We start from the raw sequence: 16,074 nt of genomic DNA on the forward strand, positions 1-16,074 counted from the left end.
TCTGCCTTCTGCTTCCTACTTCACCTGCGCAAGCTTGCCCTGTGCCAGTGCGTACACCTCCGGCGACCGCTTGCGCGAGGCCGCCGGCTTGCGGATCGCCACCTTGGCGTAGCGCCGCCGCAATTCCCGCACGTAGTCGTCGAAACCGATTCCCTGGAACAGCTTGATCAGGAACGTGCCGCCGGTGCGGAGCTGGCCATCGGCGAAATCCATGGCGAGTTCCGCCAGGTGCATCGCGCGCGGCTGGTCCACCGCATCCATACCGCTCTTATTGGGGGCCATGTCGGACAAGACAAGGTCGACCTGTTCCCCTTCCAGCATTTCCAGCAAGCGGGATAGGACGGCATCGTCCCTGAAGTCGCCATGAAGGAAGTCGACCCCGGCCAGCGACGGCATCTCCAGGATGTCGCTGGCGATCATCCGCCCGCGCCGGGCGCCGTCCGGCAGGCCGCGCTCCATCTGGTCCAGCTCCTGCCGCACCCATTGCGACCAGCCGCCCGGGGCCGCGCCCAGGTCCACCACCACCATGCCCGGCTTGAGCAGGCGGTCGCGCTCGACCAGTTCCTCCAGCTTGTAGGCCGCGCGCGAACGCATGCCCTCCGCCTGCGCCTTCTTCACGTAGGGGTCGGAGAAATGTTCCTTGAGCCAGCGCTGGCTGGATTTGCTGCGGGTGGCCACGAGCGCCTGGAAGCATGGGGATTCGGGCCGCCATGATACCCTGCCGCCTGTTTCCGCCCTTTCCCGTGCCGCATGCCAGTCGCCCTGACCAACGCCCAGATCCGCTTCCTGCGAGGCCAGGCCCACGACCTCAAGGCGATGCTGCAGGTCGGCGGCAAGGGCATCAGCGACGCGCTGGCCGCCGAGGTCGACGGCGCGCTGGAACACCACGAGCTGATCAAGATCAAGGTGGCCGCCGACGACCGCGACACGCGCGACGCGATGATCGCCGACCTCGCCGCGCGCACCGACGCCGCGCTGGTGCAGCGCATCGGCCATACCGCCGTGCTGTACCGGCCGAGCAAGGACAAGCGGCACATCGTGCTGCCGCGCGGCTGATCCGCACCGGCCACGCGATGCAGCTCAACCTCGAACGCCCGGATTACCTGTATTTCCTGCGCGGCGCCGACGGCAACGGCGCGCTGGTCAACGACCGCCGCCTCGAACGCAGCTTCGTCATCGCCCCGAATGCGCTGGTCGAAGACTGGCCGGTACGCGATGCCGGCGCGATGACGCCATCCGATCTCGATGCACTGCTCGCGCTGCAACCGGAACTGGTCGTGCTGGGCACCGGCGCGCAGCAACGTTTCCCGCCGGCCGCGGTCATGGCCGCCTGCCTGCAGCGCGGGATCGGCATCGAAGCGATGACCAATGCGGCGGCCGCGCGCACCTATTCGGTGCTGGCCGGCGAGGGGCGCCGGGTGGTCGCGGGGTTCGTGTTGCCGGCGTGAGCCCTCGGCTTGCCCTGGCCGTGGCGGTCGCCTCCCTGCTGGCGGCATGCGAGGCAGGATCGCCCCGGGCGCCCTCGCAAACCCGCTACGAGGCCTGGCGAGAAACCCGTCGCGCCGATGTCGATGCCTACCAGGCATTCCTGCAGGCGCGCGGCGTCGCCGGCATCCTGCCGTTGCAGGAACTGCTGCGCAGCGGACGCCGATGGCGGCATTGCGGAGCGAGCGAATTCGCGGTTCCCCCGCGCAAGGCCTGGCAGGCGATGCCCGCCACCTTGCGCCTGGTGAGCACCCTGCGCGCCGCAGGCGTGATCGCCCGGCCAACCGTGGCTTCCTCGTTCCGCACTCCCGGGTTCAACCGCTGCGAGGGCGGCAGCGCGAAAAGCCGGCATCTGGCCAACAACGCGCTCGATTTCGACCTCGGCACCGCCGCAGACCGGCGCTTGTGCGCGTGGTGGCGGGCGCATGGCGCCGAGCATCGGTTCGGGCTCGGCTTCTATTCGCCGACGCGCATCCATGTCGACACCGCCGGCTTCCGCACCTGGGGCCGGGACCACACGCGCCGGACCTCCCTGTGCCGCGCGATCCGTTGATTCAGCGCTTCGGCAAATACTGCTGCGGATCGACCGGCTTGCCGTTGTAGCGGATCTCGAAATGCAGCATGTCGCGCGCCGCGCCGCTGCGGCCCATTTCCGCGATCTGCTGCCCGGCCTTCACCAGCTGGCCTTCGTTGACCAGGCGCGCGCGGTTGTGGCCGTAGGCGGACAGCCATTGCTCGTTGTGCTTGACGATCACCAGCTCGCCGTAGCCGACTAGGCCGGAACCGGAATACACCACCACGCCGTCGGCGGCGGCGCGCACGGGTTGCCCGCCCTTGCCGCCGATGTCGATGCCCTGGCGGGTGGGATCGCCGCCGGCATAGGTTTCGAGCACGCCGCCATCGGCCGGCCAGCGCCATCCGATGTTGCTGGTGGCCGGGATCACGACCGGCGCCGGCGCGGCAGGCCTGGGCGCGGTGGGCGCTGCCGGCTTCGTTGCCGACGGGGTGGCCGGCCGTGCCGCGACCCCGCCCTGCCCGCCCGGATACAGGCGCAGGCGCTGCCCCGGATGGATCGTGTACGGCGGCGGGATGTCGTTCCACAGCGCCAGGTCGAGCGCGGTCAGGCCGTTCTCGGTGGCGATGCGGTACACGTTCTGCCCGCGCTGCACGACCACGGTGGCGCCGTATTTCGGCTGCGACACCCGGATCGGGCGTTCCCCCGCGGGTATCCGCGGATTGCGCGCATGCGTCGCGGATTCGCGGATGACGTGGCTGCGGCCGCAGGCGGCGAGCAGCGCGAGGATGCAGACGGCAATGAGGAGTCGATGCGTGCGCATGGGCCCAATCATGGACTAGTTATGCCCCATGTCCGCGCAACGCCAGCCAACCGACCAGCGCGGCGAGCAGCGCGAGCGCGCCCCAGCCGATCGGCTCGATGTAGCGGTGCAGGGCCTTTTCCGCACGCTCGCCGCCCAGGCGGATCGCCAGCGCGACCAGGAACAGGCGCTTGCCGCGGCCGATCGCCATGCTGGCCATGAACGGCAGGAACGGCACGCCGACGATGCCGCTGGCCCAGGTGAAGATCTTCAGCGGGATCGGGGTGAAGCCGGCGATCACCAGCAGCCAGAACGCCTTCCACGGCGACTGCGCGGTGATCTCGCGCAATTGCGCCACCTGCGCGTCGATCTTGTCCAGCCAGCCCAGCGCGGCCAGCAGCGGCTTCACCAGCTCGTAGGCGTAGTGGCCGAGCAGATAACCGATCACCGCGCCCAACAGCCCGAAGCAGAGGCTGATCGTCGCGAACCAGAAGCCGCGCCTGGGCTGCGACAGGCACATCGGCGCCAGCATCACTTCCGGCATCACCGGGAACACGATCGCCTCGGCGAAGCTCAGGCCGCCCAGCAACGCCGGCGCCTTCGGATGGCGCGACCACTGCAAGGCCTTCTCGTACAGCGGCGCGAACAGCTTCATCGATCGGTCATCCCCGACAGCAGCGGCACGAACACCACCGGCCCAAGATCCGCCTGTTCGATGTTGCCCTCGGCATCCTTGCGCAGGCGCAGCAGGTTCTGCCCCGATGCGCCGCCGACCGGCGCCACCAGGGTGCCGCCGGGCGCGAGTTGCGCGCTCAGCGCCTCGACCAGCGCGGGCGCGGCGGCGGTGACGATGATGCCGTCGAACGGGCCTTCCTCCGGCCAGCCGATGCGGCCGTCGTCGTGCTTGCTGCGCACGTGCAGGCCGAGCGCGCGGAAGCGCTTGCGGGCGATGCGCAGCAACTCGCCGATGCGTTCGACGGTGAACACTTCGAGCCCCAGCGCCGCCAGCACCGCGCCCTGGTAGCCGGAACCGGTGCCGATCTCCAGCACCTTCTTCGGCGCGCTTTCGAGCAGGGCCTCGGTCATCTTCGCCACCACCCACGGCTGCGAGATGGTCTGCCCGTGGCCGATCGGCAACGCGGTGTCCTCGTATGCGCGCGTCGCCAGCGCCTCGTCCACGAACTGGTGGCGCGGCACGGTGCGGATCGCGTTCAACACGCGTTCGTCGACGATGCCGTTGCCGCGCAAGCGCTCGATCAGGCGATCGCGCACGCGCTGGCTGGTCATGCCCATGCCGACGTCGGCCGGCTGCAGGCGCAGGCGCGAGATCACGACTTGCGCTCCAGCGTTTCGGCCAGGCCGCCGACCCAGCTCGCCACCTGCTCCAGCGCCTGGTAGCGGGTAAGGTCGACGTGGATCGGGGTGATCGCGATATGCCCGCTGCGCACCGCGTTGAAATCGGTGCCGGGACCGGCATCGGCCTCCTGCCCGGCGGCGCCGATCCACCACCACTGGCGGCCGCGCGGGTCCCGCTGCGGCGTGCACGGCTCGGCGCGATGGCGGTTGCCGAGGCGGCTGGTCTCGAAGCCGCGGATCTCGCCCCACGGCAGGTCCGGCACGTTGACGTTGAGGATGGTGTCGGCCGGCAGCGGGTCGGTGCGCAGGCGGGCGATGATTTCCACCGCCGCGCGCGCCGCGCTCTGGTAGTGCTTGCCGTTGTGGTCGGCGGTGACCAACGACATCGCCAGCGCCGGCAGGCCGAGGAAACGGCCTTCCATCGCCGCGGCGACCGTGCCCGAATAGATCACGTCGTCGCCGAGGTTGGCGGTATTGTTGATCCCGGAGACCACGATGTCGGGCTCGACCTCGAGCATGCCGGTGATCGCCACGTGCACGCAGTCGGTGGGCGTGCCGTACACCTTCCAGGTCTGCGCATCGACCTGCGCCACCCGGATCGGCGCGTCCAGGGTCAGCGAATTGCTGGCGCCGCTGCGGTCGCGGTCCGGCGCGACCACCAGGACTTCGTGGCCGGCCTCGCGCAGGCCTTTCGCCAGGGCCTTGATGCCGGGGGCGTCGACGCCGTCGTCGTTGCTGACCAGTACCCGCATGGCGCCTAGCGCATCGAAAATTTGTGCATGCGGGCATGATAACGGAAGGTCGCTGCGATACCCTGCGCCGGTGCGAAAAAAACCCTCCCGCGAAGCCGCGCCCGCGCCCGCGAACGACGAACTGGACGATGCCGCGCTGTTCCGCGAGGCGATCGGCGCCGATCGCGGCAAGGTGCGCACCCTGCCCGAGGCGCCGCCGCCGCCCGCCGCACCGAAGCCGAAGCCGTCGGCGAAGATGGCGCGCCGCGACGAGGATACGGCGCGCGACGAATTCAGGCACGCGGTGATCGCCGCGCTGGAAGCCGGCGACATCCTCAGTTACCGGACCGAAGGCGTGTCGCCGCAGGTGCTCAAGCGCCTGGCCCGCGGCGAATACGCGGCGCAGGAGGAACTCGACCTGCACGGCCTGCCCGCGCAGGCCGCCGAAGCGCTGCTGCGCGAATTCCTGCGCGACTGCCGCGCGCACGGCGTGGGCTGCGTGCGGATCGTGCACGGCAAGGGGCGGAATTCGGAAGAACGGCTGCCGGTGCTGAAGAACCTGGTCGACCGCGTGCTGCGCCATCGCGCCGACGTGCTGGCCTTCCACTCGCCGCCGGCGGCGCAGGGCGGCAGCGGCGCGGTGCTGGTCTTGCTGGAGAAGCGCTAGGCCGCGGCGGAATCCGCGACGTCGCCGAGCTCGCGCAACAGCGTGGTCGCATAGCATCCCGGCGGCAGCGCGAGCGCCAGTTCCAGCGCGCCATCGTCCAGCCAACGCCACGCGATTGCATCGGGACGCAGCCGCAATGCGCGGCGTTCCTGCTTCAATCCTGCGCGTTCCAACCCGTTGCGCAGGCGGGTTGCGGTATCGCCCTGCATCGCCGCAAGTTCCAGGTCGCGGGACGCATCGGTGCTGCGCAGTTCGCCCTCGCCCCACAGCGGGCCGGTCGGGTGGATATCGAACGCGGCCAGGCGCGCCTGCAATTCGTCCGTGAACGCTTCCGGGCCGAACACGCTGCGGCTGCCGTCCAGCATCCACACCTCGCCGTCGAGCGCGGCGTTCCAGTTGCCGGCCTCCACGCGCGCCGCCAGCACCCGGTTGAACAGTTCCGAACGCGCGGCGGACAGCAGCATCGTGCGTTCCTCGCGCTTGACCCGGCGGCCGGCGAACATCGCCACCGCCTGCTGCACGTTGCCGCCGCCGCGACCGAAGCGTTGTTCGCCGAAGTAGTTCGGCACGCCCTGCGAAGCGATGGCCTGCAGGCGCGTTTCGATGGCCGCACGTTCGCCTGCGACATCGCGAAGCACCAGCACGAAGCGATTGCCGGCCAAAGCCCCGCGCGGCAGCTTGCGCGCATGCCAGGCGTGCTCGAGCACGCGCAGGTCATCGGACTGCAAGGCCTCGAGATCGGGCGCAATCTTCTTCGGCAACCAGACGGTGAAGCGTTGCCGGGTGACCGCGTGCCGATCCTTCAGGCCGGCATAGCCGATGGCCGATTCGTCCACGCCCGCCCACGCGGCGATGCGCCTGGCCGCGAACGCGGTGTTCATGCCGCGCTTCTCGACGGTCAGCAGCAGGTGTTCGCCGGCGTCGCTGGCCTCGAAACCCGGCAATTCCTCGACGAAGAAATCCTCCGGCGCGACGCGCAGGCGCGCGTCCAGCACCGGCGCGCCATGTGCACGCGCCAGCTCGATCACGCGCGCACCAGCAGGCAGACCGCGTGCGCGGCGATGCCTTCGCCGCGGCCGGTGAAACCCAGGGTTTCGGTGGTGGTGGCTTTCACACTGACGGCATCGATAGCGATATCGAGCTCGGCGGCGATCGCCTCGCGCATCGCCTGCACACGTGGGCCGACCTTCGGCCGCTCGCAGACCACGGTGATGTCGCAATTGCCCACGCGCCAGCCGCGTTCGCGCAGCAGCGCATCGCAATGGCGGACGAAGGCGCGGCTGTCGGCGCCCTTCCAGCGTTCATCCGATGGCGGGAAGTGCTTGCCGATGTCGCCCAGCGCCAACGCGCCGAGCATGGCGTCGCACAGCGCATGCAGGGCCACGTCGCCGTCGCTGTGGGCGAGCACGCCGCGCGCGTGCGGCACGCGCACGCCGCCCAGCATCAGGTGGTCGCCGTCGCCGAACGCGTGCACGTCGAAACCGTGGCCGATGCGGACCTGGATGCTCATGCGCGCCTCGCCAGCAGGAATTCCGCCAGCGCGAGATCCGCCGGCGTGGTGACTTTCAGGTTGTCCTCGCGGCCTTCGACCAGCAGCGGGCGCAGGCCCAGCCGTTCGACCGCCATCGCCTCGTCGGTGACCGCGATGCCCGCCGCTTTCGCGCCTTCCAGCGCGCGCCGCAACAGCCCGCGGCGGAACGCCTGCGGGGTCAGCGCGCGCCACAAGCCATCGCGCGGTTCGGTGGCCGCGATCGTCGCGTCGGCGGCCGCGCGCTTGAGCGTGTCGCGCACCGGCGCCGCCAGGATCGCGCCGTCGGCGCAGGCGCCGGCCGCATCGATCAACTTCGCGATGTCGCCCGCGCGCAGGTTCGGCCGTGCTGCGTCGTGCACCAGCAGCAGTTCGCCGTCGGCGATCGTTTCCGGCAACGCATGCAGCGCGGCCAGCACCGAATCCGCGCGCTCGCCGCCGCCGGTGCAGGCGACCACCGGCTTGCCGTGCAAGCGCGTCCAGCCCGGCCAGTGCGCGTCGTCGGCCGACAATGCGACGACCACGCCGGCCACGCCCGGATGCGACAGCAAGGCATCCAGCGCATGCTCGATCAACGGCTTGCCGGCGGCGCGCAGGTATTGCTTGGGCACCTCGCCGCCGAAGCGGCGGCCGCTGCCGGCGGCGGGCAGCAACGCCCAGGTCATTGCGGCGGGACCGGCGCCGGCGCCGCGGGCGGCGCCTTGCCGTCCTCGATCACGCGATAGAACGTCTCGCCCGGCTTGACCATCCCCAGCTCGCTGCGCGCGCGCTCCTCCACCGCGGCTTCGCCGGACTTGAGGTTCTCGACTTCCGCCTTCAGCGCCTCGTTGCGCTGCTGCAACTTGAGGTTCTCGGCTTCCTGCCCGGCCACCCGCGCGCGCATGGCCTCGACCTCGCGCTGGCCGCCGTTGCCGAACCACAGCTTGTACTGCAACAGCCCCAGCAACAGGGCCAGCAGCAGGAGCAGCACGCGCAGGGGCTTCACCGAGGCGCGGTTCCGTCAGCGCGCCAGCGAGACGAACGCGGCGCGCCCGGCATAGCGCGCATCGGCGCCCAGCGCCTGCTCGATGCGCAGCAGCTGGTTGTACTTGGCGACGCGGTCGGAACGGCACAGCGAGCCGGTCTTGATCTGGGTGGCGGTGGTGGCCACCGCGATGTCGGCGATGGTGGTGTCCTCGGTCTCGCCGGAACGGTGCGAGACGATCGAGGCGTACTTCGCCGCATCGGCCATGGCGATGGCTTCCAGGGTCTCGCTGAGGGTGCCGATCTGGTTGACCTTGATCAGGATCGCATTGGCCACACCCTGCTCGATGCCGTCCTTGAAGATGCGCGGGTTGGTCACGAACAGGTCGTCGCCGACCAGCTGCACGCGATCGCCGAGGCGCTCGGTGAGCTGCTTCCAGCCGGCCCAGTCGTGCTCGGCCATGCCGTCCTCGATGGTGATGATCGGGTACTGCGCGGCCCAGTTGGCGAGGAAGTCGACGAACTGCTCCGAGGTCAGGCGCTTGCCTTCGCCGGTCAGGTTGTACTTGCCGTTCTCGAAGAATTCGCTGGAGGCGACGTCGAGGCCGAGCAGCACGTCCTCGCCGGCCTTGTAGCCGGCCTTGCCGATCGCTTCCAGGATGGTTTCCAGCGCTTCCTCGTTGCTGCGCAGGTCGGGGGCGAAACCGCCCTCGTCGCCGACCGCCGTGCTCAGGCCGCGGCCCTTCAGCACCGACTTCAGCGCATGGAAGATCTCGGTGCCGCTGCGCAGCGCCTCGGAGAACGAATCGAAGCCGACCGGCAGCACCATGAATTCCTGCAGGTCGACGTTGTTGTCGGCGTGCGCGCCGCCGTTGATGATGTTCATCATCGGCACCGGCAGGGTCGGCTGCCAGCCGGCCGGGTGCTCGCTGATCGAGGCGATGTACTGCCACAGCGGCTGCCTGCGCGACGCCGCCATCGCATGCGCGTTCGCCATCGACACCGCCAGCAGCGCGTTGGCGCCGAGCCGGCCCTTGTTCTCGGTGCCGTCGAGGTCGATCAGGCGCCGGTCCAGGCCGTACTGGTCGGCGGCGTCGAAGCCCTTGAGCATGTCGGCGATGCTGCCGTTGACGTTGGCCACCGCCTTCTGCACGCCCTTGCCAAGGTAGCGGGTCTTGTCGCCGTCGCGCAGCTCCACCGCCTCCTTGGTGCCGGTGGACGCGCCCGAGGGCACCATCGCGCGGCCGAAGCTGCCATCGGCCAGGACGACGTCGGCTTCAAGCGTGGGGTTGCCGCGGCTGTCGAGGATTTCGCGGGCGTGGACGGAGGAGATCGTGCTCATCGGTGGGTCGTTCCGGATCAGAGAGTGGATTCGAGGAAGCCGCCGCGCTTGGTCGCCGCGTCCAGTTCCAGCATGGTTTCCAGCAGCGCGCGCATCTTGGCGAGCGGCCATGCGTTGGGGCCGTCGGACAGCGCCTTGCTCGGGTCGGGATGGGTTTCCATGAACACGCCGGACACGCCGGTGGCGATCGCCGCGCGCGCCAGCACCGGCACGAATTCGCGCTGGCCGCCGCTGCTGTTGCCCTGCCCGCCCGGCAGCTGCACCGAGTGGGTGGCGTCGAACACCACCGGGCAGCCGGTGTCGCGCATCACCGCGAGGCTGCGCATGTCGCTGACCAGGTTGTTGTAGCCGAACGATGCGCCGCGCTCGCAGACCATGATGTCGGCATTGCCGGTCGACTTGGCCTTCTCGACCACCGGCTTCATGTCCCACGGCGACAGGAACTGGCCCTTCTTGATGTTGACCGGCTTGCCGGCGGCGCAGACCTTGGTGATGAAGTCGGTCTGGCGCACCAGGAACGCCGGCGTCTGCAGCACGTCGACCACCGAGGCCACTTCGTCCATCGGCGTGTATTCGTGCACGTCGGTCAGCACCGGCACGCCGAGCTGGCGCTTGACCTCGGCCAGCACGCGCAGGCCTTCTTCCATGCCGGGGCCGCGGAAGCTGTTGAGCGAGGTGCGGTTGGCCTTGTCGAAGCTCGACTTGAAGATGAAGTTGATGCCGAGCTCGCCGGTGATTTCCTTCAGCGTCGCCGCGGTGTCGATCTGCAGCTGCTCGGACTCGACCACGCAGGGGCCGGCGATCAGGAAGAACGGCCGGTCCAGGCCGACCTCGAATCCGCACAGCTTCATGCCGCCACCTCGTTGACGCTGCTGTCATTGAGCAACCTGCCGCCGGCCTTGTGCTCGCGCGCGGCGCGCACGAAACCGATGAACAGCGGGTGCCCGCTGCGCGGCGTGGACAGGAATTCCGGGTGCGCCTGGCAGCCGAGGAACCACGGATGGTTCGGCCACTCCACCATTTCGACCAGGGTGTCGTCGGCGGACTTGGCGGAGAACACCAGGCCCACGTCTTCCAGCGGCGCGCGGTAGTGGTTGTTGAATTCGTAGCGGTGGCGGTGGCGCTCGCCGACCACGTCCTTGCCGTACAGGCGATGCGCCAGCGTGCCCGGCCTGATCCGCTGCTGCTGCAGGCCCAGGCGCATGGTGCCGCCCAAGTCCGAATCCTCGGTGCGGCGCTCCACCTCGCCGCTGGAGGTGCGCCATTCGGTGATCAGGCCGATCACCGGATGCGCGGCCTGCTTGTCGTTCTCGGTGCTGTTGGCGCCTTCGAGGCCGGCCAGGTTGCGCGCGGCATCGACCACCGCCGCCTGCATGCCGTAGCAGATGCCGAAGTACGGCAGTTTCTGTTCGCGCGCGAACTGCGCGGTCATCACCTTGCCCTCGAAGCCGCGGTCGCCGAAGCCGCCCGGCACCAGCACGCCGTCGACGCCGGCCAGCACCTTGGCCGCGCCGTCGCGCTCGATGTCCTCGGATTCCAGCCACTTCAGGTTGACCCGGGTGCGCTGGCGGATGCCGCCGTGCTTGAGCGCCTCGCCCACCGACTTGTAGGCGTCCTTGTGGTCCACGTACTTGCCGACGATGCCGATGGTGACCTCGTCGATCGGTCGTTCGGCGGCATCGACCACCGCGTCCCATTCGGACAGGTTGGCCTCGCCGGTCTTGCCGCCCAGCTGCAACTGGTCGACCACCAGCTGGTCCAGCCGCTGGCCGTGCAGCCAGCGCGGGATCTTGTGGATGTTGTCCAGATCCACCACCGAAATCACCGCCTTCTCCGGCACGTTGGTGAACAGCGCGATCTTGCGCCGCTCGCCGTCCGGCAACGGCACTTCGCTGCGGCACAGCAGCACGTCCGGCTGGATGCCGATGCCGCGCAATTCCTTCACCGAGTGCTGGGTGGGCTTGGTCTTCAGCTCGCCCGCCACGCGGATGTACGGGATCAGGGTCAGGTGCAGGAACATCGCCTTGTCGGAACCGCGCTCGATGCGCAGCTGGCGGATCGCCTCCAGGAACGGCAGCGATTCGATGTCGCCGACGGTGCCGCCGATCTCCACCAGCGCCACGTCGTAGCCTTCGGTGGCGGCGTCGATGCAGCGCTTGATCTCGTCGGTGACGTGCGGGATCACCTGCACGGTGCCGCCGAGGTAGTCGCCGCGGCGCTCCTTGCGCAGCACCGAATCGTAGATCTTGCCGGTGGTGATCGAGTTCAGCCCGGACAGGCGGGTGTTGACGAAGCGCTCGTAGTGACCGAGGTCGAGGTCGGTTTCGGCGCCGTCGTCGGTCACGTAGACCTCGCCGTGCTGGAACGGGCTCATCGTGCCCGGATCGACGTTCAGGTAGGGATCCAGCTTCATCATCGTGACCTTGAGGCCACGCGCCTCGAGGATCGCGGCAAGCGAAGCGGCGGCAATGCCCTTGCCAAGGGAGGACACCACGCCCCCGGTGACGAAGACGATGGGGGTCTGGGATTCGGGGGAGGTCATGGCGGCAGCGCGTCGCTGGAAAGCCGCATTCTACCGGCTGGCGCGACGATCTGCACGCGCCGCGGGCGGAACCCATTGATCCATAACGGGAATGGCGAAAACGGCGGTTTCGCGCGACTTGACCCGGCCCGGCGCCACGGCGATCCTGCCGCGTCCCCACGCAGTGCGCATCATGAGCAGCCGTTACAACGCAGAAGACATCGAAGTCCTGTCCGGGCTGGACCCGGTCAAGCGCCGCCCCGGCATGTACACCGACACCGCGCGCCCGAACCACCTGGCGCAGGAGGTCATCGACAACGCGGTGGACGAGGCACTGGCCGGCCACGCGCGCGCGATCAGCGTCACCCTGTACGACGACGGCAGTTGCGAAGTGGCCGACGACGGCCGCGGCATGCCGGTGGACATCCATCCGGAGGAGAAGATCCCCGGCATCGAGCTGATCCTCACCCGGTTGCACGCGGGCGGCAAGTTCAGCAACAAGAACTACACCTTCAGCGGCGGCCTGCACGGCGTCGGCGTGAGCGTGGTGAATGCGTTGAGCAGGCATGTCGACGTGTTCATCAAGCGCGACGGCAACGAATACCGGATGAGCTTCAAGGACGGCGACCGCGCTTCCGCGCTGGAGATCGTCGGCAGCGTCGGCAAGAAGAACACCGGCACCCGCCTGCGCTTCTGGCCGGACCCGAAGTATTTCGACACGCCGAAGTTCAACCTGCGCGCGCTGCGCCACCTGCTGCGCGCCAAGGCGGTGCTCTGCCCCGGGCTGACCGTCAGCCTGTTCGACGAGGCCAGCGGCGAACGCAACGAGTGGCATTACGAGGACGGCCTGCGCGACTACCTCAAGGGCGAACTCAGCGACCGCGAACTGCTGCCGCCGGAGCTGTTCGTCGGCGCGCTGAAGAAGGACACCGAGACCGTCGACTGGGCGGTGGCCTGGATCGCCGACGGCGAACTGGTGCAGGAAAGCTACGTCAACCTGATTCCCACGGCGCAGCACGGCACCCACGTCAACGGCCTGCGCACCGGCTTCACCGACGCCCTGCGCGAGTTCTGCGACTTCCGCAACCTGCTGCCGCGCGGCGTGAAACTGGCGCCGGAAGACGTGTGGGACCGCGTCGCCTTCGTGCTGTCGCTGAAGATGACCGATCCGCAGTTCAGCGGGCAGACCAAGGAACGCCTGAGTTCGCGGCAGGCGGCGGGCTTCGTGGAAGGCGCCGCGCACGACGCCTTCAGCCTGTGGCTGAACACGCATACCGAATTCGGCGAGAAGATCGCCCAGCTCGCGATCGAACGCGCATCGGCACGTTTGAAAACCGAGAAGCAGGTCGTCCGCAAGAAGGTGACCCAGGGCCCCGCCCTGCCCGGCAAGCTGGCCGACTGCATTTCGCAGGACCTCTCGCGCACCGAACTGTTCCTGGTCGAGGGCGACTCCGCCGGCGGCAGCGCGCGCCAGGCCCGCGACAAGGATTTCCAGGCGATCCTGCCGCTGCGCGGCAAGATCCTCAACACCTGGGAAGTCGGCAGCGGCCAGGTGCTCGCATCCACCGAAGTGCACGACCTCGCTGTGGCGATCGGTTGCGACCCGGGCAAGGACGACATCGACGGCCTGCGCTACGGCAAGGTGATCATCCTCGCCGACGCGGACTCCGACGGCCTGCACATCGCCACGCTGCTCACCGCGCTGTTCCTCAAGCACTTCCCGGCGCTGGTCGCGGCCGGCCACGTGTTCGTGGCGATGCCGCCGCTGTTCCGCGTCGACGTGGGCAAGCAGGTGTTCTATGCGCTGGACGAGGAGGAGAAGCGCCTGCTGCTGGAGAAGATCCAGCGCGAGAAGCTCAAGGGCCAGGTCAACGTCACCCGCTTCAAGGGCCTGGGCGAGATGAACCCGCAGCAGTTGCGCGAATCGACCATGCACGTCGACACCCGGCGACTGGTGCAGCTCACCGTGGACGACGGCGACGCCACCCGCGCGCTGATGGACATGCTGCTGGCGAAGAAGCGCGCCGGCGACCGCAAGCAGTGGCTGGAGCAGAAGGGCGATCTGGCGACGCTGGAGGTCTGACGATTCACGAACATGAAGCGGTTGTCATAGGCAAGCGATCAAAGCGCCGTTATCCTCCCCAGATGCCGCAGGCAGCGTTTTTCGATGGGAATGGGTCCATGAAACATGCTTCACTCGCCGTCCTGACCGCGCTTACCCTGTTCGCATCGACGCGGGCTGACGCGCAAGCCCCGAGCCAGATGGACTTCGCAAAGCATTCGGAAGTCAACGATGTTTCGCTTTCGCCAGACGGCAAATATGTCGCCATGGCCATCCCATCCGCAGACGGGATGGAGACCCAGCTCCATATCGTCCCGCTCGATGGCAAGGGCAAGGTGCAGGCGCTGCGTTTCGGCCGCCAACAGCACGTGGGGAACATCGTCTGGAGCGACAACGACCAAGTGGTGGTGGCGCGGGGCAAGATGGAACCGCTCCAGGCCAGGCCCTACAGCACTGGCGAGCTGATGAGCTCGGATGTCAATGGCAAGACCCAAGAAACCTTGTTCGCCTACCTCGTCGGCGACGACGGTATGCGAGCTCGGCACAAGGATCGCGGGTTCGCCAGCGTGGTCAAGGTACTCGACAACGAACCCGGCAAGGTTCTTGTCGATTTCACCGCATGGCCCGACGACGTGGGCGACGAGAAGCGGACAACGTCGATCTACAAGGTCGATACCCGAACCGGCAATCGGCAAGAGATCGAGCAGACCAGGGATACGGCCACTTTCATGTTCGATCACTCCGGCCGAGCTCGCTTGAAGGTCATATCGAACGACAACGACGATCCAGTGCTGATGTACCGGCCCGATGCCGGAAGCAAGGACTGGCAGCCGGTGCCGAAGTCGCTTGCGGGCTACAGCATGAGCCTGCTGTACGTCGAGCCCGACGACAACACGGCCTACGCCACCATCACGGACAAGGGAGAACCCACCCAGCTGTACAAGATCGACCTTGCCAAGGCCACCAGGGTGCGCTTAGCCGGCAGGGACGAAGAATCCATCGCCCGAGTGCTTTATTCGGGTCATGACGGGGCACCATTCGCCGTGATCTACGACGAAGCGAAGCCATCCGTGCAGTACCTCGACCCCGCCTCCGAATGGGCGAAGCTGCATGCGGGGTTGCTGAAGGCCTTCCCGGGCCAGATGGTGTCGTTCGTCGACTGGACGCGCGACGACGGCATGGCCCTGTTCTATGCATGGGGGGATCGCAATCCGGGGGCCTACTACCTTCTGGATCGCAAGGCGAACAACAAGATCCAGCTGGTCAACGAATCCATGCCGTGGATGAAGGCGGCATCGCTTTCCCCGAGCCATCCGATCAGCTTCAAGACCCGCGACGGCCTGAACCTGCATGGCCTGTATACCGCGCCCGCCGGAGGCGGCGCGCGCCCGATGATCGTGATGCCGCACGGAGGCCCGCACGGCCCATACGACAGCTGGGGTTACGACAGTGATGCGCAGTTCCTCGCCAGCCGTGGTTACGGCGTGCTGCAGATCAACTACCGCGGTTCGGGTGGCCGCGGCAAGGACTTCATCGAGAGCGGCTATGGCGAATGGGGCGGCAAGATGCAGGACGACCTCGCCGATGGCGTGAAATGGGCCATCGACAACAAGATCGCCGATCCGAACCGCATCTGCACCTACGGCGCCAGCTATGGCGGCTACGCATCCCTGATGCAGCAGATCCGCTATCCGGAACTGTACAAATGCGCGATCGGCTACGTGGGCGTCTACGACCTGCAGGTGATGAAGAAGGAGGGCGACATCAAGGACAGCGCCTCCGGCAGGCGCTACCTCAACCGTGTGCTCGGCACCGACGACGCGAAGCTGAAGGCTTGGTCGCCCGCGCAGAATGTCGACAAGATCAAGGTGCCCGTGTTCCTGGTCCAGGGATCGATCGACCAACGCGTGCCGATGGAGCAGTTCAACGCGCTGAAGAATGCCTTCAAAGCCGCCGGCGTGCCGATCGAGACCATGGTTGCGCAAGGCGAAGGCCACGGCTTCTACAAGCCGGAGAACCGCGCCGAACTCTACAAGCGGATGGAGGCGTTCCTGGCCAAGTACATCGGCCCGGGCGCGAAGTAAACCCGCGCGGAGGTTGCAA

The 16,074-nt window shown here is 68.1% G+C and carries 18 protein-coding genes; 6 read left to right on the plus strand and 12 right to left on the minus strand.

Annotation, left to right across the window (positions count from 1 at the left end; genetic code table 11):
* Positions 1-15: 15 nt before the first annotated feature.
* The gene (rlmE, locus tag FHQ07_RS04120; RefSeq protein WP_139715523.1) at positions 16-678 is read right to left on the minus strand and encodes a 23S rRNA (uridine(2552)-2'-O)-methyltransferase RlmE; all 663 of its coding nucleotides are present in this window, start codon (positions 676-678) and stop codon (positions 16-18) included.
* A 72-nt stretch (positions 679-750) separates the two neighbouring features.
* Here rlmE and yhbY point away from each other — a divergent pair, with 72 nt between their 5' ends.
* From yhbY to FHQ07_RS04135, 3 genes are read left to right on the plus strand one after another with little or no spacing between them, the layout of a single operon-like run.
* Complete coding sequence (gene yhbY / locus FHQ07_RS04125; RefSeq protein WP_139715525.1) at positions 751-1,056, plus strand: ribosome assembly RNA-binding protein YhbY; 306 nt, start codon at positions 751-753, stop codon at positions 1,054-1,056.
* A gap of 17 nt (positions 1,057-1,073) precedes the next feature.
* Positions 1,074-1,448 (plus strand): Mth938-like domain-containing protein, encoded by a 375-nt coding sequence (locus tag FHQ07_RS04130; protein ID WP_139715527.1) that lies wholly within the window; start codon positions 1,074-1,076, stop codon positions 1,446-1,448.
* 20 nt (positions 1,449-1,468) lie between these two features.
* Positions 1,469-2,038, plus strand: coding sequence for a D-Ala-D-Ala carboxypeptidase family metallohydrolase (locus tag FHQ07_RS04135; protein WP_139715529.1), 570 nt, complete (start codon positions 1,469-1,471; stop codon positions 2,036-2,038).
* A 1-nt stretch (position 2,039) separates the two neighbouring features.
* Here the strand turns inward: FHQ07_RS04135 and FHQ07_RS04140 are convergent, their stop codons facing one another.
* From FHQ07_RS04140 to surE, 4 genes are read right to left on the minus strand one after another with little or no spacing between them, the layout of a single operon-like run.
* Positions 2,040-2,822, minus strand: coding sequence for a peptidoglycan DD-metalloendopeptidase family protein (locus FHQ07_RS04140; protein ID WP_240703543.1), 783 nt, complete (start codon positions 2,820-2,822; stop codon positions 2,040-2,042).
* A 19-nt stretch (positions 2,823-2,841) separates the two neighbouring features.
* Positions 2,842-3,456 carry a YqaA family protein gene (locus tag FHQ07_RS04145; protein WP_139715532.1) on the minus strand — a complete coding sequence of 205 codons (615 nt, stop codon included), beginning with the start codon at positions 3,454-3,456 and terminating at the stop codon, positions 2,842-2,844.
* Positions 3,453-4,133, minus strand: coding sequence for a protein-L-isoaspartate(D-aspartate) O-methyltransferase (locus FHQ07_RS04150; protein WP_139715534.1), 681 nt, complete (start codon positions 4,131-4,133; stop codon positions 3,453-3,455). Before FHQ07_RS04150 ends, FHQ07_RS04145 begins: the two co-directional genes overlap by 4 nt.
* Complete coding sequence (gene surE / locus FHQ07_RS04155; protein WP_139715535.1) at positions 4,130-4,909, minus strand: 5'/3'-nucleotidase SurE; 780 nt, start codon at positions 4,907-4,909, stop codon at positions 4,130-4,132. Before surE ends, FHQ07_RS04150 begins: the two co-directional genes overlap by 4 nt.
* A gap of 70 nt (positions 4,910-4,979) precedes the next feature.
* Between surE and FHQ07_RS04160 the strand changes: the two genes are divergently transcribed.
* Complete coding sequence (locus FHQ07_RS04160) at positions 4,980-5,555, plus strand: Smr/MutS family protein (protein ID WP_240703544.1); 576 nt, start codon at positions 4,980-4,982, stop codon at positions 5,553-5,555.
* Here the strand turns inward: FHQ07_RS04160 and truD are convergent.
* The 7 genes from truD to pyrG are packed head-to-tail and all read right to left on the minus strand — an operon-like array spanning position 5,552 to position 11,930.
* Positions 5,552-6,583, minus strand: a complete 1,032-nt coding sequence (truD, locus tag FHQ07_RS04165) for a tRNA pseudouridine(13) synthase TruD (RefSeq protein WP_139715544.1) — start codon at positions 6,581-6,583, stop codon at positions 5,552-5,554. The genes FHQ07_RS04160 and truD overlap by 4 nt on opposite strands.
* Positions 6,580-7,065: a 2-C-methyl-D-erythritol 2,4-cyclodiphosphate synthase gene (gene ispF, locus FHQ07_RS04170; RefSeq protein WP_139715545.1), complete on the minus strand. Its 486-nt coding sequence runs from the start codon at positions 7,063-7,065 to the stop codon at positions 6,580-6,582. Before ispF ends, truD begins: the two co-directional genes overlap by 4 nt.
* Positions 7,062-7,748, minus strand: coding sequence for a 2-C-methyl-D-erythritol 4-phosphate cytidylyltransferase (gene ispD / locus FHQ07_RS04175; protein WP_139715547.1), 687 nt, complete (start codon positions 7,746-7,748; stop codon positions 7,062-7,064). Before ispD ends, ispF begins: the two co-directional genes overlap by 4 nt.
* Entirely contained in the window at positions 7,745-8,068 is a 324-nt protein-coding gene (ftsB, locus tag FHQ07_RS04180; RefSeq protein WP_139715549.1) for a cell division protein FtsB, read from the minus strand. Before ftsB ends, ispD begins: the two co-directional genes overlap by 4 nt.
* Before the next feature lie 15 nt (positions 8,069-8,083).
* On the minus strand, positions 8,084-9,388 hold the full coding sequence (eno, locus tag FHQ07_RS04185; protein WP_139715551.1) for a phosphopyruvate hydratase: 1,305 nt from the start codon (positions 9,386-9,388) through the stop codon (positions 8,084-8,086).
* 17 nt (positions 9,389-9,405) lie between these two features.
* Positions 9,406-10,239, minus strand: coding sequence for a 3-deoxy-8-phosphooctulonate synthase (kdsA, locus tag FHQ07_RS04190; protein ID WP_139715553.1), 834 nt, complete (start codon positions 10,237-10,239; stop codon positions 9,406-9,408).
* On the minus strand, positions 10,236-11,930 hold the full coding sequence (gene pyrG / locus FHQ07_RS04195; protein WP_139715554.1) for a CTP synthase: 1,695 nt from the start codon (positions 11,928-11,930) through the stop codon (positions 10,236-10,238). Before pyrG ends, kdsA begins: the two co-directional genes overlap by 4 nt.
* A gap of 172 nt (positions 11,931-12,102) precedes the next feature.
* On the opposite strand from pyrG, the gene parE reads away from it, so the two are divergent.
* Both parE and FHQ07_RS04205 read left to right on the plus strand, forming a co-directional pair.
* Positions 12,103-13,992, plus strand: a complete 1,890-nt coding sequence (parE, locus tag FHQ07_RS04200; protein ID WP_139715556.1) for a DNA topoisomerase IV subunit B — start codon at positions 12,103-12,105, stop codon at positions 13,990-13,992.
* A 62-nt stretch (positions 13,993-14,054) separates the two neighbouring features.
* A complete protein-coding gene (locus FHQ07_RS04205; protein ID WP_206202349.1) occupies positions 14,055-16,055 on the plus strand; it encodes an alpha/beta hydrolase family protein in 2,001 nt (666 codons plus the stop codon).
* Positions 16,056-16,074: the final 19 nt, after the last annotated feature.

The sequence above is a fragment of the Thermomonas aquatica genome (assembly GCF_006337105.1).
Taxonomy (GTDB): domain Bacteria; phylum Pseudomonadota; class Gammaproteobacteria; order Xanthomonadales; family Xanthomonadaceae; genus Thermomonas; species Thermomonas aquatica.